Annotated in this window: 21 protein-coding genes and 1 pseudogene; 8 read left to right on the forward strand and 14 right to left on the reverse strand. The window is 69.7% G+C overall.

Annotated elements, in window-relative coordinates; translation table 11 throughout:
- On the forward strand, window positions 1-2,101 hold a 2,101-nt coding region (locus ABD223_RS38635; protein ID WP_344042400.1), incomplete at its 5' end, for a beta-galactosidase small subunit-related protein.
- Window positions 2,102-2,256: 155 nt separating this feature from the next.
- On the opposite strand, the gene ABD223_RS38640 is transcribed toward ABD223_RS38635, so the two are convergent.
- Window positions 2,257-4,983, reverse strand: coding sequence for a SpoIIE family protein phosphatase (locus ABD223_RS38640; protein WP_344042402.1), 2,727 nt, complete (start codon window positions 4,981-4,983; stop codon window positions 2,257-2,259).
- An 835-nt stretch (window positions 4,984-5,818) separates the two neighbouring features.
- On the opposite strand from ABD223_RS38640, the gene ABD223_RS38645 reads away from it, so the two are divergent.
- Window positions 5,819-6,214, forward strand: coding sequence for a VOC family protein (locus ABD223_RS38645; RefSeq protein WP_344042404.1), 396 nt, complete (start codon window positions 5,819-5,821; stop codon window positions 6,212-6,214).
- A gap of 470 nt (window positions 6,215-6,684) precedes the next feature.
- Window positions 6,685-7,428 (forward strand): hypothetical protein, encoded by a 744-nt coding sequence (locus tag ABD223_RS38650; protein ID WP_344042406.1) that lies wholly within the window; start codon window positions 6,685-6,687, stop codon window positions 7,426-7,428.
- A gap of 93 nt (window positions 7,429-7,521) precedes the next feature.
- Here ABD223_RS38650 and ABD223_RS38655 read toward each other — a convergent pair whose 3' ends face one another.
- Complete coding sequence (locus ABD223_RS38655) at window positions 7,522-7,914, reverse strand: MerR family transcriptional regulator (RefSeq protein WP_344042408.1); 393 nt, start codon at window positions 7,912-7,914, stop codon at window positions 7,522-7,524.
- A gap of 295 nt (window positions 7,915-8,209) precedes the next feature.
- Between ABD223_RS38655 and ABD223_RS38660 the strand changes: the two genes are divergently transcribed.
- Both ABD223_RS38660 and ABD223_RS38665 read left to right on the forward strand, forming a co-directional pair.
- The gene (locus ABD223_RS38660; RefSeq protein ID WP_344042410.1) at window positions 8,210-9,763 is read left to right on the forward strand and encodes an MFS transporter; all 1,554 of its coding nucleotides are present in this window, start codon (window positions 8,210-8,212) and stop codon (window positions 9,761-9,763) included.
- 2 nt (window positions 9,764-9,765) lie between these two features.
- The gene (locus tag ABD223_RS38665) at window positions 9,766-11,112 is read left to right on the forward strand and encodes an NtaA/DmoA family FMN-dependent monooxygenase (protein ID WP_344042505.1); all 1,347 of its coding nucleotides are present in this window, start codon (window positions 9,766-9,768) and stop codon (window positions 11,110-11,112) included.
- Here ABD223_RS38665 and ABD223_RS38670 read toward each other — a convergent pair.
- The 10 genes and pseudogenes from ABD223_RS38670 to ABD223_RS38715 all read right to left on the reverse strand — a co-directional run.
- A pseudogene (locus ABD223_RS38670) lies at window positions 11,084-11,350 on the reverse strand (transposase); the annotation flags it as partial. The gene ABD223_RS38665 and the pseudogene ABD223_RS38670 overlap by 29 nt on opposite strands.
- Window positions 11,351-11,517: 167 nt before the next feature.
- Window positions 11,518-12,537: a serine hydrolase domain-containing protein gene (locus tag ABD223_RS38675; RefSeq protein ID WP_344042412.1), complete on the reverse strand. Its 1,020-nt coding sequence runs from the start codon at window positions 12,535-12,537 to the stop codon at window positions 11,518-11,520.
- Window positions 12,534-13,442, reverse strand: coding sequence for a DUF6895 family protein (locus tag ABD223_RS38680; RefSeq protein ID WP_344042414.1), 909 nt, complete (start codon window positions 13,440-13,442; stop codon window positions 12,534-12,536). Before ABD223_RS38680 ends, ABD223_RS38675 begins: the two co-directional genes overlap by 4 nt.
- Window positions 13,439-14,170 carry a hypothetical protein gene (locus tag ABD223_RS38685; RefSeq protein ID WP_344042416.1) on the reverse strand — a complete coding sequence of 244 codons (732 nt, stop codon included), beginning with the start codon at window positions 14,168-14,170 and terminating at the stop codon, window positions 13,439-13,441. The genes ABD223_RS38680 and ABD223_RS38685 overlap by 4 nt, the downstream gene beginning before the upstream one ends.
- 64 nt (window positions 14,171-14,234) lie before the next feature.
- The gene (locus tag ABD223_RS38690; RefSeq protein WP_344042418.1) at window positions 14,235-14,420 is read right to left on the reverse strand and encodes a hypothetical protein; all 186 of its coding nucleotides are present in this window, start codon (window positions 14,418-14,420) and stop codon (window positions 14,235-14,237) included.
- Between the two features lie 75 nt (window positions 14,421-14,495).
- Window positions 14,496-14,795 carry a peptidase inhibitor family I36 protein gene (locus ABD223_RS38695; RefSeq protein ID WP_344042420.1) on the reverse strand — a complete coding sequence of 100 codons (300 nt, stop codon included), beginning with the start codon at window positions 14,793-14,795 and terminating at the stop codon, window positions 14,496-14,498.
- Between the two features lie 404 nt (window positions 14,796-15,199).
- On the reverse strand, window positions 15,200-16,363 hold the full coding sequence (locus tag ABD223_RS38700; protein WP_344042422.1) for a cytochrome P450: 1,164 nt from the start codon (window positions 16,361-16,363) through the stop codon (window positions 15,200-15,202).
- Window positions 16,364-16,427: 64 nt separating this feature from the next.
- Window positions 16,428-16,637, reverse strand: coding sequence for a hypothetical protein (locus tag ABD223_RS38705; protein ID WP_344042424.1), 210 nt, complete (start codon window positions 16,635-16,637; stop codon window positions 16,428-16,430).
- Window positions 16,638-17,268: 631 nt separating this feature from the next.
- Complete coding sequence (locus ABD223_RS38710) at window positions 17,269-18,408, reverse strand: RNA polymerase sigma factor (protein WP_344042426.1); 1,140 nt, start codon at window positions 18,406-18,408, stop codon at window positions 17,269-17,271.
- Window positions 18,409-18,616: 208 nt separating this feature from the next.
- Complete coding sequence (locus ABD223_RS38715) at window positions 18,617-18,970, reverse strand: MerR family transcriptional regulator (RefSeq protein ID WP_344042428.1); 354 nt, start codon at window positions 18,968-18,970, stop codon at window positions 18,617-18,619.
- Between the two features lie 121 nt (window positions 18,971-19,091).
- Between ABD223_RS38715 and ABD223_RS38720 the strand changes: the two genes are divergently transcribed.
- Both ABD223_RS38720 and ABD223_RS38725 read left to right on the forward strand, forming a co-directional pair.
- Window positions 19,092-20,060: an ABC transporter ATP-binding protein gene (locus ABD223_RS38720; RefSeq protein WP_380648800.1), complete on the forward strand. Its 969-nt coding sequence runs from the start codon at window positions 19,092-19,094 to the stop codon at window positions 20,058-20,060.
- A complete protein-coding gene (locus tag ABD223_RS38725) occupies window positions 20,057-20,923 on the forward strand; it encodes an ABC transporter permease (protein ID WP_344042430.1) in 867 nt (288 codons plus the stop codon). The genes ABD223_RS38720 and ABD223_RS38725 overlap by 4 nt, the downstream gene beginning before the upstream one ends.
- A 211-nt stretch (window positions 20,924-21,134) precedes the next feature.
- Here the strand turns inward: ABD223_RS38725 and ABD223_RS38730 are convergent, their stop codons facing one another.
- Entirely contained in the window at window positions 21,135-22,034 is a 900-nt protein-coding gene (locus tag ABD223_RS38730; RefSeq protein ID WP_344042432.1) for an LLM class F420-dependent oxidoreductase, read from the reverse strand.
- A gap of 34 nt (window positions 22,035-22,068) precedes the next feature.
- Window positions 22,069-22,497 carry a MarR family winged helix-turn-helix transcriptional regulator gene (locus tag ABD223_RS38735; RefSeq protein WP_344042434.1) on the reverse strand — a complete coding sequence of 143 codons (429 nt, stop codon included), beginning with the start codon at window positions 22,495-22,497 and terminating at the stop codon, window positions 22,069-22,071.
- Window positions 22,498-22,622: 125 nt separating this feature from the next.
- On the opposite strand from ABD223_RS38735, the gene ABD223_RS38740 reads away from it, so the two are divergent.
- Complete coding sequence (locus tag ABD223_RS38740; protein WP_344042436.1) at window positions 22,623-23,348, forward strand: nitroreductase; 726 nt, start codon at window positions 22,623-22,625, stop codon at window positions 23,346-23,348.
- Window positions 23,349-23,664 lie beyond the last annotated feature (316 nt).

Here is a 23,664-nt window from a genome sequence, read left to right on the forward strand (position 1 = left end):
CGCCATGGGCAACAGCCTGGGCAACTTCCGCGAGTTCTGGGACGTCATCCGGGCCAACCCGGCCACCCAGGGCGGCTTCATCTGGGACTGGGCCGAGGGCAGCATCCGGCAGGAGGTCCGCATCCTGCCCGACTCGTCCGGGAACAACATCTCCGCGCACCTGTCCGGCGCCCCCGAACTGGTTGACGGCCACCGCGGCAAGGCGCTGTTCATGTCCGGCCTGGACGACTTCGTGGAGGTCTACCGCGACCGCAAGCTCGACATCACCGGCAAGGCGCTGACGCTGGACGCGTGGGTCAAGCCGGAGCGGTGGACCGGTGACTTCCGCATCGTCGGCAAGGGCGACCACCAGTACGCGCTGAAGATGAAGACCGAGAACACGCTGGAGTTCTTCATCCACAGCGGCACCTGGCAGGCGGTGCAGGCGACCGTGCCGGCCGACTTCTACGGCAACTGGCACCGGGTCAGCGGCACCTACGACGGCACGGCGCTGCGCCTGTACATCGACGGCCGCGAGGTGGCGAGCACGCCGTTCACCGGCGCGATCGACCAGTCCTCAGCCGAGGTCAACATCGGGCGCGACTTCGAGACCTCGTGGAACGACCCGAGCAACGTCGGCCGGATGGCGCACGGCGCGGTGGACGACGTCCGCATCTACGACCGCACCCTCACCCCGGCCGAGCTGAACGCGCCGGTGCCGGTGGGCGGCGCGGTGCTGGCCCTGGACTTCGACCGCGTCGAGGAACGCGGCACCCACCTGTCCTACGGCTCCAGCATCTCCGGACTCGACGGCCTGGTCAGCCCGGACCGCGATCCCCAGCCCGAGACGACCCAGATGGCATGGGCGCAGCAGCCGCTTCGATTCGGCTACACCGACGGCGTGCTGTCGGTGCTCAACGAGCGGCAGTTCACCGGCACCGAGGACCTGACACTGCGGTGGCGCGTCACCGAGGGCTCGCGCGTCGTGGCTCGCGGGGACCAACCGTTGCGCGTGGCGGAGAACTCGACGGGCACGATCCGGATCCCCGCACCGCCGAACCCGGCCGACCGGGAACGGTTCCTCACCGTGGAGGCCGTCACCACGTCGGCCGGACCGATGATCCCCGCCGGACACGTACTCGCGCACGACCAGTTCCCCCTCGGCGGCACCAGGATTCCGGGACTCGACCAGGACCGGAGCACTCGCGGCGGCACTGCCGCGATCACGACCGACGACGCGGCGACGGTCACTGCGTCCGCGCAGGGCGTCAGCTACACGGTGGACAAGAAGACCGGGTCGCTGTCGTCGATCAAGGTCCGCGACCGCGAACTGCTGCGCAGCGGACCCAAGCTCGACGCCTGGCGCGCCCCGATCAGCAACGAGACGTTCCGGTGGGGCCGCGCGGAGGGCGAGGACTGGCGAGCGGTCGGACTCGACCGACTCGCCACGACTGTCACCGGCGTCCGGGTCGAACCGGCTCCCACCGGTGCTGTGCGCGTCGTCGTGGACAGCCGGGTGGCCGCTCCCGACGTGACGGGCGCCTGGTTCGACCAGACCATGACCTACAGCGTCGAACGGGGTGGTGTGCTTCGGCTCGGGCACAAGGTCACGCCGCAGGGCGCGATGCGCACGCTGCCCTACCTGCCCCGGATCGGCGTATCGCTGGCGGTGCCGGACAGCTACGACCGGTTCGCCTGGTACGGGCGCGAGGCGGAGAGCTACGTCGACCGCAAGGACGGCACCCCGATCGGCGTTCACTCGTCCACCGTGGACGAGCAGTACGTCGACTACCACCGCCCGCAGGACCACGGCAACCACACCGACAGTCGATGGGCGCTGCTTACCGATGGCAAGACTGGCGGACTGCTCGTGGCAGGTGCGAAGGACGTCAGCGTGACGCCGTACGACGACCTCGACCGGGCCGCCTACCCCTTCCAGCTCCAGCGCAACAAGGGCTGGGTCACCCTGCACGCGAGCCACGCCGTCACCGGCGTGGGCGACACACCCAACCCCGTACGGACCCGCAGCCAGGTCCGACCCGACAGCACTTACGAGTACACGCTGACCCTGCGGCCGTTGAACGCCCAGGAAGCCCGCTCGGGGGCGCCTATGGGTGGATGACCACGGCAGGTGGGCAGCGGGGCCCGGTTCGCAGGAGCGCGCACTCCTGCGAACCGGGCCCCGCTTCACGATCAGCTTCGGAACCCGGCACGGCCGAACACCGGGCTGACCGGCATGACGCTGCCCGGCATGACATCGCCACCGGCTGGTGGTCGTCAGTTCCGGCGGATCACGAGCGATCCAGCCGAGTCCAATCCGTGCAACCCGGACAGGGACAACACCCGGTCGGGCGCGGCCCCCTCGGCGACCACGACGGTCACTGCTCGGCCGGCTCGGGTGGCCGCCGCGGCGGCGTCGAGCAGCAGCGCTATGCCCGAACTGCTGAGGTAGCGCACGTCGGTGAGGTCGATCTCGACGGCGCGGTCACCGGTGCCGGCGACCCGGGACATCACCGAAGCGTGCAACTGTCCGACGGTGGCGGTGTCCAGGTCGCCGGTCAGCCGCACGCTCGCGGTACTGCCGCCCGGATCGGCGAGCAGGCTCGCAGCCCCGTGCCCGGTCGGCGCGATCGGCACTCGTCGCGCGGGGGCGTCGGCCTGTGGGGCGAGGTGGAAGTCGACAGCGGTTCCGTCCTCGCCGTGGTCGAAGCTGACCTGCTCGGCCAAGGTCCGGATGATCTGCATCCCCCGTCCCCGGTAGCCGGGATCCGCGGGGACCGGCCGCCACCGACCGTGGTCGCGGACGGTGACGTGCACGCCGGTGGGGGTGGTGGCCAGCCTGTACTCCACGTCACCGCTGTCCTGGCCGTAGGCGTGGTCCACGACGTTGGCCGCCGCTTCGCCCAGGGCCAGTTGCAGGTCGTCCAGCAGGTCGGCGGGCAGCCCGGCGGTGCTCGACCACGCGGTGACTTCCCGGCGCATGACGGCCAGCGAGGACGGCTGCGCCGGCAGGGTGGTGTGCAGCGGGGCGGGCAGGCGGCGGGCGATGACGAGAGCCACGTCGTCGCTCTGGCCGTCGGAGAGCAGCGCGTCGGTGACGGCGTCGGCCAAGGCGTGCGGCGCTGCGCCGGCCGCGTCCTCGACGACGGTGAGCAAGCGGGTCAAGCCCTGGTCGATCGGGGTGTCGTGGCGTTCCACGAGTCCGTCGGTGTAGAGCAGGACCGTCGCGCCTTCGGGCAGCTCGTCGTCCTGATCGAGGTAGGGCCGCCGCCCCGGTGTGCCCAGCACCGCTCCCCCGCCGCCGGACAGGTACCGCGCGGACCCGGTGTCCACGACCAGGGGCGGCGGGTGCCCGGCCACCGCCCACCTCAGCACCCCGGTGGTGTGGTCGATGGTCAGGCAGGCGCAGGTGCTGCCGGTGGCGCCGTTGACCCGCCGGGCGAACAGGTCCAGGCGTTCCAGCGCCGCGGCTGGCGAGTGCCCGTCGAGCAGGTAACCGGCCAGTGCGGTGCGCAGCTGCCCCATCACCGCCGCCGCGGACGGGCCCTTGCCCACGACGTCGCCCACGCACAGCGCCACCGTGGTCGCGTCGAGCTCCAGCACGTCGTACCAGTCCCCGCCGATCTGCGCGTGCGTCGACGCGGGCAGGTAGCGAGACGCGGTCGCCAACCGGTCCAGGGACGGCAGCTCCCGGGGCAGCAGGCTGCGCTGAAGCGCCTCGGCGATCTCGTGCTCACGCCGCAGCAGCAGCTCGCGCTCGGCCTCGGCGCGCTGCCGCTCGGTGACGTCGCGGCCGATGGCCTGCGCCCCGGCCGGGGTGGTCTGGACGCTCAGCTCCAGGGCGATCACGGTCCCGTCGCCGCGACGCACCCGCCACACCTCGGTGACCACGCGCCCGGCTGTCGGATCGGTGTCGTGACCCGGCGCGCCGGCATCCCGACCGGACACCACCAGGTCCGCGACGCTTGTGCCGAGCAGCTCCTCGCGGGTGCGGCCGAGCAACGCGCACGCGGCGGGGTTGACCTCGACGAACCGGGAGTCGCGGTCGAGGATCCAGATGGCGTCGGTGGCCTGCTCGACCAGCAGCCGGTGGCGCTGCTCGCTCTCGCGCAGCGCCCGGTCGGCGTGCACCCGCTGCAACGACTCCCAGCACCGACCGACCACCACGGAGATCACCTCGACCTCGGCGGGGGTCCAGTGGCGGGCCGAGGCCTGGTGCAACGCCAGACCGGCGACGAACCGCCCGTCGCGCAGCAGCGGCACCGACACCACCGCTCGGATACCGGTCTGCTCGTAGGTGTCGCGGTCACCGCTGGTCAGCCCCGGGTGGTGCGCGGCGTCCGCCACGATCCACGGCTGTCCCGCCCTCATCGTCCGCAACGCGTCCTCGCCGAACGCCGACATCGCGAACCTGCCCCGCAGCGACGGCAGACCGGTGGCGTGGTCGCCACTCATCACGAAGTGGTCCTCGTCTGCTTCCACGCGGGCGTAGGCGCACCGGTCGGCCGCCAGGTGCTCCCGCAACAACCGGGTGACCGTCGCCATGACCTGCTCCGCGTCACCCAGTCGCTGCAACCGCTGCTCCAGGTCGGCGAGGAAGCGGTCGTGCTGTTCCGCGTCCCGGCGCCGGGTGACGTCCGCCAGCATCCCGCGCCCCCGCACGGGCAGACCGCGCTCGTCGCGCACGACCCTGCCCCGGCATCGCAGCCACCTCACCCGCCCGTCCGCGGCGGTGACCCGGAACTCCAGCTCGAAGTAGTCCTGCTCGACGCCGATGCGCCACCCGCGCAGGATCTCGGACCGGTCGGCGGGGTCGACCAGCTCCACCAGGCTGTCCCACCCGTCGAACCAGCGGTCGAGCGGGTAGCCGAGCAGCACTTCGGCGTAGCGGGAGACGAAGGTGAAGCGACGCGTCGCCACGTCCGCTTCCCAGACGGCCACACCCAGGTCGTCCACCAGGCCCGGCAAATCGAACCTCTCCGGTGCGGCGTCTCCCACCGTCACCGAACGCTCGCGCTTCACATCCCCCGCCGTCACCGTCGGTGAACAGTGGCGTATCGGTGGGCCGCAGCAGGGCGTGGCTGGGCCGCGGAGCAGTGCGAATGGGCAACACACCTTGTCACATCGCGTAACACTACTCGCTCAAGGCACACCGCTCCCGTCCGGCGATCTCCACGCGACCAGGTCGCAGTCGGACTCCAGGCCGCACGGTAGGTGCTCGACGTCCTCACCCGGCTCGGACTGGCGAGCACCAAGCACTTCCTCGCCGCGTTGCGCGTCAGCAGGGACACGCTGATCGACGGTGTCCACACCGGTCAATTCCCGGCCGACCAGGTGCTGCTGTCACAACGACGCGGTGTACCACGCTGCGGTCCGCGCCATGACTGCCGCGAGGCAACAACGTGCGAGCCCTCGAAAAGGAAGGCGGCCAGACCCCCTAACCATCCGATCGGGAGCCGGGAGGTGGAGCGGGTTGGGCGGTGCGGATGCCGACACAGCTCCGATCGCACACCAGCTCGACAGCCTCGTACCCCGGCGACGTCAGAATCGTGGCACCGGTTGCAGCCACGACGGGCGTGCCGGGGATGACGGAGAGCGCGATATGTTCCAGAAGGCGATCTTCACGCCGGTACAGTGGCTTGGGCCCGTCAGTTCGCCGCGGACGGGCGCTGCTGTAGCCGTGACGACACCGGTAACCGGGGTGGGGTCGACGTGATCGGCTACGTGGTCGACAACGGCATCAAGTGGCGGGCCCTGCCCGGCATGCACGACCGCGACCCGGCCGCCAACTCGGCGTTCCGGCTACGCCGGACCCCCGACAGGCCTAGAGTCTGGCGACATGCCCGAGATCACCACGCTGCTGATGTTCCAAGGCCGAGCCGAGGAGGCGATGACGCTCTACACGTCGCTCCTGCCCGACTCGGAGGTCCTGACGATCACCCGCTACGGCCCCGAGGGTCCGGGGGCGGAGGGCTCGGTCGTGCACGCGACCTTCACCCTGTCCGGTCAGCGGTACGCGTGCATGGACAGCTCCCAACCGCACGACTTCACCTTCACCCCGTCGACCTCGCTGTACGTGAACTGCGAGACCGAGGAGGAGTTGGACCGCCTGTACGCGGCGCTGTCCGAGGACGGCCAGGCGCTCATGCCGCTCGGCGACTACGGCTTCAGCCGCAAGTTCGGCTGGGTCAACGACCGGTTCGGCGTTTCCTGGCAGCTCAACCTGCCCGCGTGAGATATTGAGCCGAAAGTGTCCGGTTGCCTGCATGGTGGCGCAGCGGACGCGCGGGGCGTGGAAGCAGCCGCGGACGATGTGCGGCTGCCGCTGCCGGTAGGCGCGCCACCGGGTTCCCGCCGACCGAGCAGGGACCCCGGACACCTCCTGCTCCGCAGGGGACGACCGGTGCGCACCCCCGACCTCGACCACGCACGTCAAACCACAGGCAACCGATCACTTTCGACTCGATAACCGCGCCAAGCATTGTTGCGTCCGCCCAACAATGCCACCACGGCCACCATCACCGCCGTCAACCGCGTGACCGTCGCCATGTCGTACGACGCTAGTAGCGTATCGCTGCTTAGTTGTGGTGCTTGTGGCTGAGAGGCTGTTGTCCGGCAGGTCCTTCTCCCTGCCGGACAAGGACTGTTGACATGGCGTCCCGGTTGAAGCGGCCGGTCAGGTTGTCAGCGCGGGATCGTGAGGAGTTGATCCGGCTGATCACCACGGGTGCGCATCCGGCGTCGCCGATCAGGCGGGCCCGGGTCCTGCTCGATCTGGACACCTCGGTGGGCCCTGAGGCCGTGCGCTCCTACACCTCCGCCCTGCCGGTCGCGTTCGCCGGCGTCGCCGAGTTGAACGAGCCCGGCCCAGCCCGCGAGCGGTTGCACACCGACATCCGCACCGCGTGGGGGCACCGGCAGCCGGCGACGTTCAACGCCAAGCGCGCGGCCGTGGCGTCCGCGTTGGCGTACTTCGTCGAGCAGGAGTGGATCGGTGACGCCGAGGCGGTGCTGCACGGGCTGCGCCGCGAGCACCAGCCCACCGACAGCCGAGTGCGGCCGCGCGCCGAGATCGACCAGCTGGTCATCGACCGCCGGTGGCCGCTGGAGGACCGGACGCCGTGGTCGATGCTCTACGCCACTGCGGCCCACGCCGAGGAGGTACTGCGCCTGGACGTCGAGGACCTCGCCCGCGCCAACCGTCGCGCCCGCACGAAGCACAAGGGCGGCAAGCCGGAGGGCCGCACCATTTGCGGTGTTCGAGGTGGAGCGGGTCGCCGACACGAGCCTGCTGGCGTGCGCCGAGCACCTTGGTCCGCTTCTTCAGCATGGCGCCAACGTGCTGTGGCCTCCGGCGGTGAAGTGGTGGGCGAAGGGCCGAAGCCTGCCCATGCCGTGGCTGCCGGCGCGGAGGCCGAGGAGCGCGAGCGGCGGGCACCGACCGGGTGAAGTCGAGGCTTTTGCGGACCGCCCGCGTGGTGGAGAGCAACTGGTCCGGGTCGATATCAAAGCAAGGTCGCTCCGGTCACCCCAGGTCGAGAATCATGTCGGTACGCGGGCCGCAGTCGTCGCAGCGGTGGATCGGTCCATGGCGGCGATGTACCGGGTGAGGGCGTGGCGGTGGTGCTCCAGCAGGGCGATGCGCTCGGCCATCCGGTCGCGCTCACGCACGAGCATCTCGCGCAGCTCAGGATCGGGATCAGCGACAACGATCTCCTGCGACTGGTTGAGGCACGGCAGCATGTCACCGATGATGCGCGTGGGGATGCCGGAGTCGAGCAGGCCGCGAATCTTCTTCACCCGATCCACCAGGTATTCGTCGTACTCTCGGTAGCCGTTCTGCTGCCGCCGGGGCGTGATGAGCCCTTGTTCCTCGTAGTAGCGCAGCATGCGCGCCGGGACCTCGGTGCGTTTCGCCAGTTCACCGATCTTCATGACCACCTCCTCGGCACCTGCGCAACGTTACAGCCGTGTCAAGGTTGACGGGGTGTGAGCGACCCCTCGTCCTTCAGGGTTGACATTCACATGATGTGAAGGTTGCACGATGGTCGCATGGTCCGGGCCAACGACCTCCCACAATGCCGCCCGCAGAGCGCGACACCGCGGACGATGCGGCGCACCCATGTGGGCTTCGCGACGCGTCCCGGACCTGACTCCTGAGCGCCGATGACTTCGCACGTCGCACCGTTTGATCTTCCTCTTCCGGCTTCCTGAGACAGCGAGCACGCACATGAGCACCCCATCAGAATCTGACGTCGCCGCTCCGGCACCGGCGGTCCCCTCCGACGACCGGCTTCCGCCGGGCGTCGCCCTGGTCATCGGGATCCTGATCGTCTCGACGTTCATCGTCTTCCTCAACGAGTTGCTCCTGGGAGTCGCGCTCCCGACGCTGATCGAGGACTTCGGGGTCACCCCGAGCACCGGGCAGTGGGTCACGACCGGATTCCTGCTGACCATGGCCGTGCTGATCCCGGCCAGCAGTTTCGTGATGCGGCGGTTCCCCGTGCGAGCGGTCTTCCTGGTCGCGCTGTCGCTGTTCATCGTCGGGACGGCACTCGCCGCGATCGCGCCGACGTTCGGCGTCCTGGTGGCCGGCCGCGTCATCCAGGCCTCCGGCACCGCCGTCTTCCTGCCCCTGTTGATGACCACGACCATGCGCCTGGTCCCCGTCGCTCGCCGAGGCCGGATGATGGCGATCACCACGGCCGTCCCGGCCGTGGCGCCGGCGGTCGGGCCGGCACTGTCAGGTCTCGTGCTGTCCACGCTGAGCTGGCGCTGGCTGTTCATCCTGATGCTGCCGTTCGCGGTTGCCGCGCTGGCGCTGGGCGCGTGGAAGTTGCGCAACACCACCACCCCGGAGCCGGTGGCTTTGGACGTGCCGTCGCTGCTGCTGTCCGCGCTCGGGTTCGGCGGCCTGGTCTACGGACTCTCCCTGATCGGCGAGGCGTCCTCCGGGCACACCTCTACCTCGCCGTACCTGCCGATCACCGTGGGCCTGGTGGGCCTGGTGGCGTTCGTTCTGCGGCAGATCCCCCTGCAGCGTCGCGACAGCGCGTTCCTGGACATGCGGATCTTCCTCCGGAGGTCGTTCACCGCACCTCTGGTGGTGATGCTCTTCGTCGCGGGCAACGGGATCGGACTGCTGGTCGTGCTCCCGCTGGTGCTGACCCACGTCACCGGCCTGAGCACCCTGCAGCTCGGCCTCTTCCTGATCCCCGGCGGGGCGGCGATCTCGATCGTCGCGGCTGCGAGCGGCCGGGTGTACGACCGCTTCGGCCCACGCCCGTTGATGATCCCCGCCGCGATCGTCTGGCTGGCCGTCCTGTGGTTCCTCAGCCGGGTCGACGAGAGCACGAGCGTGGTCACGCTGATCGTCGCGTGGCTGGTGTTCACCAGTGCGCAGGCCGCGATGTGGGCGACGCTGACGACGAGTGCGATGGGCGGCCTGCGCCCCGAGCTCTACCCGCACGGCGCCTCGGCCTTCGCCACCGCCCAGCAGCTCGCCGGCGCCGCTTTCGGTGCGGTGTTCATCTCGACCTACACCATCGGTTCCGGTGCTCGGGACGCCGGCGTGCTCAGCACGGACCAGGCCACGTCCGCCGGACGCGCCGCCTTCCTGACCGCCTGGGCCATCGGCCTGCTCGTGCTGGTGGGCGCCTTCTTCGTCCGTCGGACACCGAGTCACGCCGCCGACGTGACGGTCGCGGCCGTGCCGGTCAGCGGCGAGGCGGTGGCCGGCGCACCGGCCACCGACGCAGCGGTCGGCGAGACGGTGGCCCGGTGACCATGACGGACAAGCAGCTCATCCTCGGCATGGGGCTGATCGACGGGTACGGTGGCCTGCACGGCGCCTGGCGCGCCCCGCACGTGGACCCGGGTGCGTACGCCGATGTCGACGCCACCGTGCGTCATGCCAGAGCCGCCGAGCGCGGCAAGTTCACCTTCCTGTTCACCCCCGACTTCCCCGCGGTGCGCGGCGACGTCGAGCACTCGACGATCAGCAACCTCATGGACCCGCTGATCCAGCTGTCCGCCGTCGCGCGCGAGACGACGAACATCGGCTTCGTCGCCACCGGGTCGACGACCTTTCAGGAGCCGTTCAACACGGCACGCCAGTTCAAGGCCCTCGACGTCCTGAGCCACGGCCGCGCAGGCTGGAATGCCGTCACGACGAGCGATCCGGCCGTCGCCGCCAACTACGGCAGACCCGTCGCCGACCGCGACGAGCGTTACCGGCGCGCCCACGAGGCGATCCGGATCGTCCAGGCGCTCTGGGGCAGCTGGCAGCAGGACGCATGGGTCAAGGACCAGGAAGCGAACCGCTTCATCGACCCGTCGAAACTCCGACCGATCAACCTGAAGGGCCGGTACCTCGCATCGCGAGGCCCCCTGGCGATCCCCCCGTCGGAACAGGGCCAGCCCGTCGTCTTCACCGCCGGCGGACCCAGCCCGCACCTGCTGTCGATCGCGGGCCGCTACGCCAGCGGCTTCATCGCCGAGGTGTGGACGATCGAGGAGGCGCGCGCCCAGCGCGAACTCGTGCGGAACGCGGCACGCGAAGCCGGCCGCGACCCCGACGAGATCAAGTACATCCCCGGCATCATAACCACCGTCGCGCCGACCGTGCGCGACGGCCTCGACCGGCGCCTGAAACATGCGGGCGACGTCATCGAGGCCCGCCTGCCCCACCTCGGTGCGATGCTCGGGATCCGGATTCGCCCGGACCGGTACGACGAGCCCCTCACCCCGGAGCAGCTCGCCTCCGCGCACGCCTCACCGAGGGACCCGCGCTCGTCGAACACTCTCGCGGTGGCACGCCAGGGATGGTCCCCGCGCGACGTCCTGGCCCACGGCGTGATCGACTTCCACCCCACGGTCGTGGGCCCGGGACAGCTGCACGCCGACCACCTGCAGGAGTGGTTCGAGGCGGGAGCCGCCGACGGCTTCTGGGTCACACCCGACATCTACGAGGACGGCGTCGACGCCTTCGTCGACGAGGTCGTGCCGATCCTGCAGAGACGCGGCATCTACCCCACCGAGTACCCGGGCACGACGTTGCGCGCGAACCTCGGCGTGCCCCACCAGTACGGACTCGACCCGCGCATCACCGAAACGGCGTCCGCGGTCGGCTGACGGCCGCCGCCCCGCATCGACTCGGCCTCGTGAACAGAAACCGGTGCGCGACCGCACGTTCGCCGCCGGTGCCCATCCACAGCCCGAGCACGTCCTTGCGCCCGTCCACCGTGGCACCGATCGCGGTGTGGACCGGACGGTTGGCGAGCTGGCCGTCACGCACTTTGACGTGGATGGCGTCGGGGAACACCGCCGCGTACACCGCGTCGAGCGGCCGGGCGGCCCAGTCGTTCATCTCCGGTGTCCTCCTTCCGTGCGATCACAAGCTCAGCTGTCATCACTAACAGTGCCCATCCCACCGGACCCCAGGCCCGGCGTGTCGGGCCGAACAGACCGATCTTGAAACAGTCTCCGGGTCAGGCCCAGTGTTGGCGTGTCTGTAGGCAGTGGCCGTTCGACAGCGCGTCACTTGATCGCGGCGATGGCTCTGAGCGTCTCGTAGGAGCGTTGGATGAAACTGCCGCGCAGAGTCCCCCCGGCGTTGGTCAGAGCCACCAGCGCGGTGCCCGATTGAGGGCTGAATCCCACGAAGGCGGTGAACCCGCAGGTTCCGCCCGAGTGGAATAGCAGGTCATGGCCGGGCCTCACCCGGCGGAACCACACGAGGCAGAGGTCGGCCGTGTCCGTCAGCGGGATGCGGGGGCGGGTGGTGTCGGCGAGTGCCGAGGCCAGTGGCGTGGCGTCGGGAGTGAGGTGTGCGGTGAGGTAGGTCAGCATGTCGTGGACGGTGGAGCGGAGTAGTCCGGCAGCGGGCAAACCGGGAATGTGCCACGGTGGCAGAGGTCTGCCGCGCCAGTGGCCGACGGCTTGGGGGCTTGGGGTGCCGCTGGTGCTGGTCAACCCCAGGGGCCGCAGGACGCGTCGGTCGAGCAGGTGCTCGAACGGGAGGTCGGCTGCTTCGGCGAGCAACCAGCCGAGCAGTCCGACGCCGATGTTGGAGTAGCGGAACTGCGAGCCCGGTGCCGATCGCAACCGCGCGAGGGCCAGCCCGGCTCGGACCTGGTCCGGGCCGAGGGCCTGGTAGGTGTTGGTGAACAAGGTGGGCAGCACCCTGGGCATCGCTGCGAGCGGTAGTTGTGGCAGGCCGGAGGTGTGGGTGGCGAGGTGCTCCAACGTGATGGGGGCAGGACGTCGCAGTCGCCATCCCGGTGGGAGGTAGTCGTCGACGGGGTCGTCGTAGCGGACCTCGCCGCGTCGCACCATCTCGGCCAGCAGCAACGCGGTGAACGTCTTGGTGATCGACCCGATCTCGAACCGGGTTTCCGGTGTGATCGGCTGTGTCCGGTCGTGAGCGGTGAAGCCGCTCACGCGAAGGGTTGTCCGCTCGCCGCGCACAGCCGCCACCGTCGTGCCGGTCGAATGGGGCGCGCCCGAGAGCAACGGTCGGATCAGCTCGTCCAGGTCGGGAGCGCCGATCGCGGTCATCGGCCGTTGCCCAGCAGCCGGGACACCGCCAGCGTGCCGGCGATCGCCGCGACGGTGGTGGAATGGTGGTGGTCCCAGAAGCGCTGGACCCGGTCGTCGTCGACGGGCGCGCCGTCGCGTGGCATCAGGCCGTCGCTGTGCTGCACGGAGGCGATTCGCGTCCACACGTCGAGGTCGAATCGCGGTTCCGGCAGGCAGGCGTCCACGACCAGCAGTTCGGCGACGAGGTCCCAATCGCCGACTTCGGACCACACGTCCGTCCACACCGGCAGCCAGTTGCCGAGGTAGTCGGCGATGTCGGGCGGCAGGTCATGGGGTCTGCCACCCCAGTCGGTCACGTGGAAGACGGTGTGGGTCACGCTGTACGCGGTGTCCCAGTCGATGGCCCAGGGCGGTGGTGTGGCGCCCAGCCAGGTCGCCCGCAGCAGGGATCCCCAGTCGTCATCGGTGGGTATGCCGCATGTCCGGTAGGCGTTGGCCACCGCGAGCCGGCGGTTGGGGTAGACCTCGGGCGCCGAGCGGACCGCGGCGTTGTGCACCGCCAACCGCTCGAATCGCTCGTGGTGGTGGCCGCCGTGGATGAAGTGGCAGTACACCTCGATCGGGTCGGTCAGCAGGCAGTTGCGCACCTGGCGTTCGTAGAGCAGGTCGCCCTGGCGCAGCCGGTGCCAGGTGAAGTCGATCAACTCGCGCGCGGCGTGCAGTTGTGCGGTGCCCCCCACCCCCTCGCGCAGCACCAGGGCCGCGGCCATCCCGATTTCGGCGATGGGCTTGTAGACGGTGTCCGAGTCCTCCGGCTCGATCGGGATGTCGTCCGGGAAGACGTCGGCGTCCCGATGGTCGTGCAGGTACGTCAGGGCTCGGTGGGCGACGTTGTGCGCGATCGAGGTCAGCGAGGTCGTCATGCCGGTTCCGATCGGAGCAGCCGGCGGGCGATGGCCAGGTCGAGTGACAGCCGTGAGCCGGTGCCGCCGTACAACCGGACGCGCTCGACGAGCAAGGCCGGATCCAATGGCTGTCCCACGCCGCTGCTGCTCGACAACGCCATCCACCGGATCAACCGCGCCGCGGTGACGAAGTCCCGGCGCAGCAGCGCACGGGTGACTCCTCGTGCCAGTGGGCGTGCCCCTTCGAACACCGCCGCCGCGATCGGACCGCCCAGTCCCGGCAGCGCCAGTGGCGAGAGCTGCGCTGCGTTCGCCGACCACTCCTGCCAGGTCTTCGCACCGTCGAGCAGCGCCGTTGCCGTCTCCGGCGCCGCCGTCGGGGCGAGGCCCGGTTCGGCGGACGCCGGGTCGGCGGCGCAGGCCAACAAACGGCCTGTCGCCCAGTCCCGCCACGCGACGACCTGCTGTCGGCGGGTGCCGGCCTGTCCGGCCGGGGGGAAGGCGGCGAAGGAGCGGGTTATGACCGCCGCGTCGGCGTGGTGCACGGGGCGGTCCAGCAACAGGTGCGGAGCGAAGATGTCCGCGCCGATCAGCCGGACCGCCCCCAGGGCGGTCTTCAGGTCGGCACTGGTGTCCACGTAGTCGGCGAGCCCGATGTCCTCGGCGCCGCGTACGGCGCCGAGGACACGGGCGGCGACCTCGGCCGCCGCGTCCGTCAGCGACACTTGCAACCGTTCACCGTTCACCGGTACCTACCAGCCCTTCCACTCGTCCTCACGCCTGCCCCGACCCTCCGGGCCGGGAGCCCTGCTAGTCCTTCGGCTCCTTCGGCAACGGCGGCGACAGCTTGAGCTTCAGCAGCAGCAGCGCCTTGGGCATCTCGACATAACGCGGCACGTCGCTGACACCGGCCTCGGGCTCCGTCATCAGGATTTCCAACGCGCTCCGCTCCTCCGCGGCGGCCACCGCGGGAAGGGACGTGTGCTGAACGAACATCACAACCTCCTTGATTCATCGGAAATCGATGTCGATCGGATGGGTCGACCCGGTCCGGTCACCCGGACGGTCCTGTCAGATGGGGAGGAACCGGACGCTGTAGTGCGGCAAGGCCTCGTTGATGAAGCCGCGAGGGAGGAGCGTGGTGAACAACAAGCTGCTGCAGTTCGGGGCGTTGTAGACCATGGCCGTGTACAGCGTGTCGTTCACGAACGACCTTCGCGCCCCATCGAGGTTGTAGCAGCGACTGGCCTCGGGGTCGACCAGGTTGTAGACGTCCCCCTTCGCGTAGGGCTGCTCCCAGGCGCAGAACGTCGGGATGCTGATGCAGCCCTGAGCCGCCATGGCCGAAGGGGCCGCCACGGTCAGCGACAACAGGACCGATGCTGCCGCGACAACGGCAGCGGCTCGTCGCCTTCTCCACCAATGCATGTTCTCTCCTCGTCCTTGCGGTGTCGCGCCTGTCCGGTGTGGACGGACGACATAGGGGTGTTCCTCGATGACTGCCCGGAAGGGACTGCCACGGCATGTGCGGTGCGTCCCTTCACCCTGTAGACGTCCGAGCACGGCCCACTACTCAGATGTTCATCCGATCGGCCCAGTGCGACGGTTGGCGCCCTGCTGCGCGGGGCCGACGACTGCGACTTCGCCTTCCCCCAGGACGTCGGCGACCGCGCGGGCCGCGGCGGAGCACGCCGGCAGGCCGGCGTACGAGGACGCGGTGTCGTCGTACGCCGGCCTGGACCGCGAGGGTCTGCGGCTCGCGGCGCCGGCGGAGGTCAGTCCACGACCCGCAGCGGCAGCGTGCTCACGCCCGTCAGCTCGGGCGAGGGCATGAACGTCGGCGGCCGGTCCTCGATCGTGCGCAGCAGGGGGAACCGGTCGAGTAGCAGGTTCAGCACGATCCGACCCTCGAGCCGCGCGAGTGGCGCGCCGAGGCAGAAGTGCGCGCCTCTGCCGAACCCCAGGTGCGGGTTGGGTTGCCGGCCCGCGTCGAACCGGTCCGGGTCGGCGAACACGCGCTCGTCCCGGTTCGCCGCGCTGAGCCACAGCATCAGCATCTGGTCCGCCGGGACCCGCTGACCGCCGAGCTCGACCGCCGTCTCCGTCGCCCGCGCGAGTATCGCGGACGGCGTGGACACCCGGAGCGACTCCTCGATCGCGGTCGGCGTCAGCGTGCGGTCCGCCCGCACCCGCGCGGCCTGCTCCGGGTCGCGGTCGAGGCAGAGGACCGTGTTGCCCAACAGCATGGTCGTCGTGATGTGCCCGGCAACGAGCAGCAGGCTCACGAAGTTCACGACCTCGTTGTCGGAGAGGCGCTCCCCGTCGACCTCGGCCTCGACGAGCTGGCTCAGCAGGTCCTGCCTCGGCCGCCGCCTGCGTTCCGCCGCGTGCTCGTGGAGGTAGTCGAACATCGGCTGCACCTGCGCCAGCTGGGCGGCGACCTCGCGCTTCAGCTCCTCCGGGTCGTCGTTCATGGGCAGCTCGTCGAAGTTGATCATCTTGTCCACCCACTGCTTGAACAAGTGGCGGTCGCCGCTCGGCACTCCCAGGAGCTCAGCGATGACGATCACCGGCAGCGGGGAGGCGAGGTCGGCGACCAGTTCGAGCTCGTCGCGCCCTTCGACCTCGTCGAGCAGCTCCGTGGCCAGGTCGCGGATCCGCGGCTCCAGGTCGGCGACGATCTTCGGCGTGAACGCGTGGTTGACGAGCCTGCGCAGCTTGCGGTGCGGTAGGCCGTCCATCCGCACGAGGTTGCCTTCGCGGTACGAGTCGTCCATGACGCCGGGCATGAGCCGGCCGGTGTCGGACGTGTACGTCGCCGGATCAGTCAGCACCTGGAGCGTCTCGGCGTGGCCGTAGACGTTCCAGACCCCCCGCTCCTCGTCGAGTTCGACGGGCCGCCCCGGCCGTTCGCCGGGCAGCCAGAACCGGTCGCTCATCGCGTGCCTCCCGTGGCGGGACGGTTGAGGGCCCTGCGTGCCCACGAGTAGCCGGTCAGCGTGATCACGACGCACCAGCCGAGCGCCGGCACCGCTCGTGCCCGATCGGCGGCGTGTTGCTCGCCTGCTCCGGATCCTCGGTCACGAGCCCGGACGCGGCGGCCGGCCAGGTGAGCGCGAACGTGAGCAGCCCGAGCAGCCCGATGACCGCGAGCCACTCCAGCGCCGTGGCGTCGGGCCGGAAGCCCATCGCCGGCGCGATGTAACCGTTCACCGGCACCTACCAGCCCTTCCACTCGTCCTCGCGCCTGCCCCCACCCTCCGGGCCGGGAGCCCTGCTAGTCCTTCGGCTCCAGCGAACTGGGCTCAGGGCCGTTCAGAGTGCGGACGTCCCCTTGCACGAAGGGCTGCTCCCACGCGCAGAACGACGGGAAACCGGTACAGCCCTGAACCGCCACAGCCGAAGACGCCGTCACGGTCAGCGACAACAGCACCGATGCTGCCGAAACAACGGCAGCGGCCCGTGGGCTTCTCCACCACGCATGTTCTCTCCCCGTCCGGAGGGCGCCACAGCCGTCCGGTGTGGACGGGCAACGACATAGGGGTGCTCGTCGATGACTGCCTGGAAGGGACTGCCACGGCATGCGCGGTGCGTCCCTTCACCCTGTAGACGTCCGAGCACGGCCCACTACGCAAATGTTCATCCGATCGGCCCAGTGCGACGGATTGATCGTCCCCTGGTTGTACGGGGTCGCGTCGCCCGGTGGCCACTCGTCTCAGCAGCCCGGGGACAAGCCCACGATGCCCGGCGCCGACAACACCGAGTTGGTCGCCGCGTGTCGCCGGATCGCCGACCGGTGCCCGGCCCATCGCGGCGGGGCGATCCGCCTGCGCCTGATGCCGGTCTACGGCTCCGAACCCGTCGGGAGATCCGTGGTCGCGGAGCCGGTGGAGGACGACGGCGTCGTGGGTGCTGCCGGCGGGTGGCTGGGCAGCACGGGGGCCGGACAGGACGAGGAGCCCGGCGGGGTGTCGCTGACCGAACCGGTCGGCGCGGTGGGATCGGGCGGGTGCACGGGACAACCTCGTGCGGACGTGGCGATGGACCGCTGCGACCCGGAGGGCAGCCGTGGCGCGGTGGACGGCACGGGCGTGATCGTGGCGGTCGACCGCGCCGAGCCGGTGTCGGCCTTCGGGGACGCCGGTGTGGTGGCGACGGGCCGGGAGGTCGTGGACGGCATGGCCGTGCCGGGGTGGGTGGCGTCGGCGGGTCGTTGGGTGGTCGGGTGGAGGTCGACCAGCTGCGGCTCGGTGGTGTGTCCGTTGTCGCGGGGGGTGGTGGACGCGATGTCCGGGATGGTGGCTGTGGTGAACGGGCCGTGCCGGTCCGGTGTGCCGCCTGTGCGGGGGGCGTGGATCGCGACGGGCGGCGGTGCCTCGTGCGGCAGTGGTGAGTGGTGCGGTAGCAACGTGACCGCGCCGACGGTGGCCGCGGCCAGCGGGACGACCGCCGCGGTGGCGGGGCGCAGGAGTGTGACGCCGGCCGCGGCGAGGCCGGCCGCGGCGCCGGCTGCCAGGTGGCGCAGCAGGCGACGGGCCCGGGTCAGGTGTGATTGGACCGCCCTGGGCGTGACCCCCAGCGACCGGGCGGTCTGTTCCACGTCCGCGCCGGCGGCGGTCAACTCGCACACCCGTCGGGTGGTCCCGGGCAACTGTTGCAGTGACCGCGTCAGCCACGCGGCCAGCGCCCGCTCGGTCACCGTCTCGGCGGGATCGGGCTCGTCAACGGGACGACCTTCGACTCGGGACATGGCCCGGTGCTCCCGACCGGTCTGTCGCAGGTGGTCGAGGAATTTGCGGTGCGCGACCGTGGTCAGCCAGGCCCGCACCGACGTCACGGGCGCGGCGTCCGGGTCGCTCTGGCGGATGAGCAGGGTCAGCAGGGCCTCGTGCACGTAGTCCTCGGCGTCGGCCCGCGACAACCCCGCGCCCTGACAGCGTCGCACCGCCTGATCCGCGGCCTCGGCCAGATCCCCGGATTCCATCACGGACCTCACCACCGGATTCCCTTGTGATGGGCTCCGCAGGGCAGACCCTCGGACACGCCGACCACATAGGCTATATCGTCGCCATGGCCACATCCGTAACCATCGAATGGTCCGTGCCACCCATTCGTGTGTAATCAGGACGGGGAGGTTTATCGGTGCCAAGGATGAAATCCGGACCTTCCTCGCCATCGCCGCGCTCCTTCGCTCACGAACGGTGGATTTTTCGACGATGTACAATACTTGAGGTCTGTGGATCAGCCGGCGAGAAGCGCGCCTCCCTGGTGATCGAGTAGCCGATTTCAAGCAGGTCCGCGTTGGCGCGTCCGCCGGGAGGGCACACCTGTGCCCACGGTCGCCCCCGACCCCGCATCCGGCGATGCTGCACGCCGGAGGTGAGCAGGACTTGGCGGTGGCGCTCCTCGAACCGGCGGTAGCCGAACTCGGACCGCTCGGCCGGGGGCAGCACCCCCGCGTCGAGATGGTTGCGGACCCGCCGGGTCGAGATGCCGGCCGCCCGCGCCGGATCGACCGGGCGCAGCGCGGTCCCGTCCTTGCCCACCTCACTCCCCCTGACCGGGTCGGTTCAACACCGATTCGAAGGTTGGCGCAGCACCGACTCAGTCGATCAGGCAGAACTCGGAAGAAGTACCAACGTATTGTTCAATGATATTCTTCAACACATGGACGGCAACGACGTTCCTCCACCGCGCGCGGATCCCGCCGATATCGGCACCGCGCCGATCATCGAAGTCCACGACCTGCGCATGCGCTACGGGACCAAGGACGTCCTCACCGGGATGCACTTCACCGTGCGACGCGGAGAGGTCGTGGCGCTGCTGGGCCCCAACGGCGCGGGCAAGTCCACCACGATCGAAATCCTGGAGGGCTTCCGCAAGCGCTCCGCCGGTCGGGTCGAGGTGCTCGGCGTCGACCCGGACCACGGCGACGAGGCGTGGCGCGCCCGCCTGGGCATCGTCCTGCAGTCCTGGCGCGACCACGGCCGCTGGCGGGTACGCCAACTGCTGGCCCACTTCGGCCGCTACTACCGCCCCTACGGCACCCCCGACCGCCCGCGCCCGTTCGACGTCGACGACCTGATCGCCATGGTCGGGCTGACCGAGCAGGGCGGGAGCCGCATCGGCGCGCTGTCCGGCGGCCAGCGGCGGCGGCTGGACGTGGCCATCGGCCTGGTGGGGCGTCCCGACCTGCTGTTCCTGGACGAGCCGACCACCGGTTTCGACCCGGAGGCCCGGCAGGACTTCCACCACGTCGTACAGCGGTTGACCGCAGCCGACGACATGACCGTCCTGCTCACCACCCACGACCTGCACGAGGCGGAGAAGCTTGCCGACCGGATCCTGATCCTGGCGGGCGGCGTCGTCGTCGCCGACGGCAGCCCGGCGCAGCTGGCGACCCGGGTGTCCAGCAAGGCCGAGGTGCGCTACAGCATCGACGGCCGCCCCGAGGTCCGATCCGTCGACGACGCGACTGCGTACGTGCGAGAGCTGTTCGAGCGGCACGGCCGCGCCGTCGGGAACCTGGAGATCCGCCGGGCGAACCTGGAGGACGTCTACCTGACCATGGTCCGCAACGCCGTCACCGGCCAGGGGACCGGGGTACCACGCGAGCTGAGCGGAGCGAAGTCATGATCGGCGGTGCGGTGGGCAAAGGCGCGGTGACGCTGCGCGCGGGTTTGGACCGGGCCTGGATCGAATTCCGGCAGACCGCCACCAGCGTGGTGGAGCTGGTCTCCTGGCTGTGGATCCCGTTGGCGGCGCTGCTCATCATGTACTTCGTCGGCGACGCCCCTGTGCCCGGCACCGGGGTCACCCTGGGCGCTCAGGCCATCCCCGGCATCCTCGGGATGAACGTGGTCTTCACCGCGTTGTTGGGGTTGGCGATGGCGCTGACCGCCGACCGCGAGGACGGCACCTTGCTCCGTGCCAAGGCCACGCCGCACGGCATGTCCGCATACCTGGTGGGGAAGGTGCTCAGCAAGGCCGGCATGACCGTGGCGACCGTGGTGATCTTGTTGATCCCCACGACTTTCCTGTTCGACGGGTTGCAGGTGGACCGCGTGTCCTCATGGGTGGACTTGGTTCTGGTGTTGCTGTTGGGGTTGGTGGCGACGCTGCCGATCGGCGCGGTGCTCGGGTCACTGTTCTCCAACGTGCAGACGCTGGGCTTCATCACCCTGTTCCTGATGGCCCTGGTGGCTGTGTCCGGGGTGTTCTACCCGATCACGGCGCTGCCAGGATGGCTACAGCTCGTGGGCCAGATGTTCCCGGTGTACTGGCTGGGGCTCGGGCTGCGGTCGGCTCTGCTGCCCGACGACCTGGCGCTGGCGGAGATCGGCGGAACCTGGCGAGGGTGGGAGGTGGTGGGTGTGCTGGGGCTGTGGGCGGTCGTCGGGTTCATGCTTGCGCCGGTGGTGTTGCGGCGAATGGCCCGCCGGGAATCCGGCTCCGCGGTGGCGGCTCGCCGGGAACAGTTGATGCAGCGCGCCGCGTAGTGGTGAGCTGAGAGTGTTCGGTTGCCCGCACGGTGGCGTGGCGGACGTGTGGTGCCCGGAAGTAGCCGCGGACGATGTGCGGCTGTCGCCGGCGGCGTCTCAGGAATCGGCGGGTCTCACGGGCGACGCGGTCGTTGCCACAAGCCGACGCCCTGCTCGGTACCCGACCGCGAGCGGCGGTCCGGCGCGGCTGGACGCAGTATCGCTCCCGTCACAGCTGAAGAGCTCCGGCGAGTTCGCGCAGCTCGGGCAGCGGGTCGGTGGTCGGTGACTCGACGGCGATCTGCACCACGACGTGGTCGGCGCCGGCGTCGAGGTGTGCGGTCACCGATGCGGCCGCCTCCGCCGGCGATCCCATACCGACCAGCGCGCGGGCCAGCCGCTCGGATCCGCCGATCACCAGATCGGACTCGTCGAATCCTTGTCGCAGCCACGAGTTCCGATAGTTGTCCATCTGTGAGTAGAACTCGAGGTGACTGTGCGCGCGCCGGAGTTGGTCCCGCGCGTCGCCGCCGATCGCTACGGCCTGCTCCGAGATGACCCATTTGCCAGGTCCTAGGATCGCTCGGGTTGCCGCGGTCTGTTCGGGCGTGACGAGGTAGGGGTGGGCGCCGTCGGCGAGTTCACCGGAGAGTTCGATCATCTTCGGTCCGAGGGCGGCCAGCACGCGGGCGGGTCGGGCGCCCTCTTCGATTTCCGCGGGTACCGAGTCCATCCGTTGCAGGTAGGTGCGCATTGTGGCCAGCGGCTTGCCGTAGGTGCCCTTCATGGTTTCCTCCACGAAAGGTGCGTGACTGACGCCCAAGCCGAGGACGAACCGTTCGGGATGCAGGGCGGCGAGGGTGCGTGCACCGGTCTCGGCGGGGATGGGCATCCGGAAGTGGATGTTGGCGATGCCGGTGCCGACGACGAGCCGGTCGGTGGCTGCCAGGAAAGCCGCTGACTCGACAAGCGCGTTCTTGCCGCCGCCCTCGGGCATGAACAGCGACCCGAACCCCAGGGCTTCAATCTCGCGGGCGATGTTCTGCGCCTCGCGGATCGGCCAGGGTTCGCTGTTCCAGAACACACCGACGCGGCCCGGAAACGCAATGGCCACGGTCTTGTCCGTCATAATCGCTCCCATCCGAGAGTTGGTTGAGCGGTGATCAGTCGGCCGCGGGGTGGGCGAGTCCTTCAAGGGTGTGCCGAAGGTCGTCCACGTTCTTCGAGGTGAGCCGACAGGCCGTCTTGATCTTCGCGTTGATTCCGTGAAGATCTGCCTCCAGCGCGCGACCCTGATCCGTCAAATCGACCAGCACGCGACGTTCGTCCGTTCGATCGCGTACGCGGGTGACCATCCCGGCGGCTTCAAGGCGCTTCACCAGGGGTGTGATGGTGCCGGTGTCCATGTCCAGGCGGGCACCCAGCGCACCCACGGTCTGCGGCGCGCCGTCCAGCAAGGCGAGCATCGCCAGGTACTGGGGGAACGTCAGTCCCAGCGGCTCCAGGAAAGGCTTGTGCAACCGGATCACCCGGTTGGCGGCGCCGTACAACGCGAACGACAACTGCCGCCCGAGCTCATCCGTGTTGGTCACTGTGACTCCACCCCCATTGCCTCGATCACTACTGAACAGTACGCTAGACTCTAGCACGCTAGAGAAGTTGCACCGGCATCCCCGGCGATCCCCCTTCGACGAACCGTCCAGAACGAGGAGCTCCGATGGCCACTGCCACCACACCACTCGTCGAGTTGCTGCGGTCGCGGTACTCCGTGCGGAAGTTCCTGCCCGCCCCGATGTCGGCATCCGACATCCAGGGCGTGCTGGAAGATGCTCAGACCTCCCCCTCCAACAGCAACACCCAACCGTGGGCTGTGCACATCGCTTCGGGAGCGGCGCGAGATGCGATCAGCGAGGGAATGCTGACGGCCTACGGCGAAGACCGGACGTCCGCGGACTTCACCTCCGGTTACGGCGACGGCCTCTACGCCGAGCGGGCGCAGCGCCACGGCGCCACTGTCTACGAGGTTTGGGGAGTAGCGCGGTCCGACACCGAGGGCAGGGACGAAGTCGTCCGCGACAACCTGCGCTTCTACGGTGCACCGCACGCGGCATTCCTGTTCATGCCCGTACTCGGTGACGGGGTGCGCACCGCCGGCGACATCGGCATGTATGCCCAGACCTTCCTGCTGTCGCTGACCGCGCGGGGGTTCCACGGCATCCCGCAGACAGTGCTGGGGATGTATGCCGACGTGGTCCGAGAAGTGCTTGGCGTGCCCGAGGACCTGAAGCTGCTATTCGGAATCTCCTTCGGCACAGCCGATCCAGCCGCGAAGATCAACGACCTTCGCATGCACCGGCTTCCGGTCGAGCAGAGTGCGACCGTGCACGAGATGCCTGCTACCGGTAGTTCGTTGACGGCGGATCGTGAATGCGGCAAGCCCTGAGGGGTAGGGGTTTCATGCCTGTGCGAGGTGCGTCATGACCGCATGTCCTCCGTGGCCGTCGGTTCCGGGTCCGTGGGAAGGCCGTGCGGCCCGTGTCGACGACCTGTTCGGCACGCTCGCCCGGCGTCGGCGCTTCCGTGAGCACCTGACAGGTCTGCTTGCCCCGCGGGATCGGAACAAGACGTTGACCTCGCCGGCCGGGTAGATGACCCTTCGACCGAGAGCAAGGCCATCGCCAGGAGCTTCGTGTGCTTGCCTGCCCACCCGCGATCGACCTGAGGTTGTCCCTGGGAACCGGACACCGGATTTCATGCCA

It is taken from the genome of Saccharothrix xinjiangensis (genome assembly GCF_039527585.1).
Classification (GTDB): Bacteria; Actinomycetota; Actinomycetes; order Mycobacteriales; family Pseudonocardiaceae; genus Actinosynnema; species Actinosynnema xinjiangensis.

Excerpts from the sequence above, each read along its gene's own strand:
- ABD223_RS38645 (WP_344042404.1), top strand. The coding sequence starts at position 5,819 with ATGCCCGAGATCACCACGCTGCTGATGTTCCAAGGCCGAGCCGAGGAG.
- ABD223_RS38655 (WP_344042408.1), bottom strand. The coding sequence starts at position 7,914 with ATGAAGATCGGTGAACTGGCGAAACGCACCGAGGTCCCGGCGCGCATG.
- ABD223_RS38660 (WP_344042410.1), top strand. The coding sequence starts at position 8,210 with ATGAGCACCCCATCAGAATCTGACGTCGCCGCTCCGGCACCGGCGGTC.
- ABD223_RS38665 (WP_344042505.1), top strand. The coding sequence starts at position 9,766 with ATGACGGACAAGCAGCTCATCCTCGGCATGGGGCTGATCGACGGGTAC.
- ABD223_RS38675 (WP_344042412.1), bottom strand. The coding sequence starts at position 12,537 with ATGACCGCGATCGGCGCTCCCGACCTGGACGAGCTGATCCGACCGTTG.
- ABD223_RS38680 (WP_344042414.1), bottom strand. The coding sequence starts at position 13,442 with ATGACGACCTCGCTGACCTCGATCGCGCACAACGTCGCCCACCGAGCC.
- ABD223_RS38690 (WP_344042418.1), bottom strand. The coding sequence starts at position 14,420 with ATGTTCGTTCAGCACACGTCCCTTCCCGCGGTGGCCGCCGCGGAGGAG.
- ABD223_RS38700 (WP_344042422.1), bottom strand. The coding sequence starts at position 16,363 with ATGAGCGACCGGTTCTGGCTGCCCGGCGAACGGCCGGGGCGGCCCGTC.
- ABD223_RS38710 (WP_344042426.1), bottom strand. The coding sequence starts at position 18,408 with ATGGAATCCGGGGATCTGGCCGAGGCCGCGGATCAGGCGGTGCGACGC.
- ABD223_RS38720 (WP_380648800.1), top strand. The coding sequence starts at position 19,092 with ATGGACGGCAACGACGTTCCTCCACCGCGCGCGGATCCCGCCGATATC.
- ABD223_RS38725 (WP_344042430.1), top strand. The coding sequence starts at position 20,057 with ATGATCGGCGGTGCGGTGGGCAAAGGCGCGGTGACGCTGCGCGCGGGT.
- ABD223_RS38730 (WP_344042432.1), bottom strand. The coding sequence starts at position 22,034 with ATGACGGACAAGACCGTGGCCATTGCGTTTCCGGGCCGCGTCGGTGTG.
- ABD223_RS38740 (WP_344042436.1), top strand. The coding sequence starts at position 22,623 with ATGGCCACTGCCACCACACCACTCGTCGAGTTGCTGCGGTCGCGGTAC.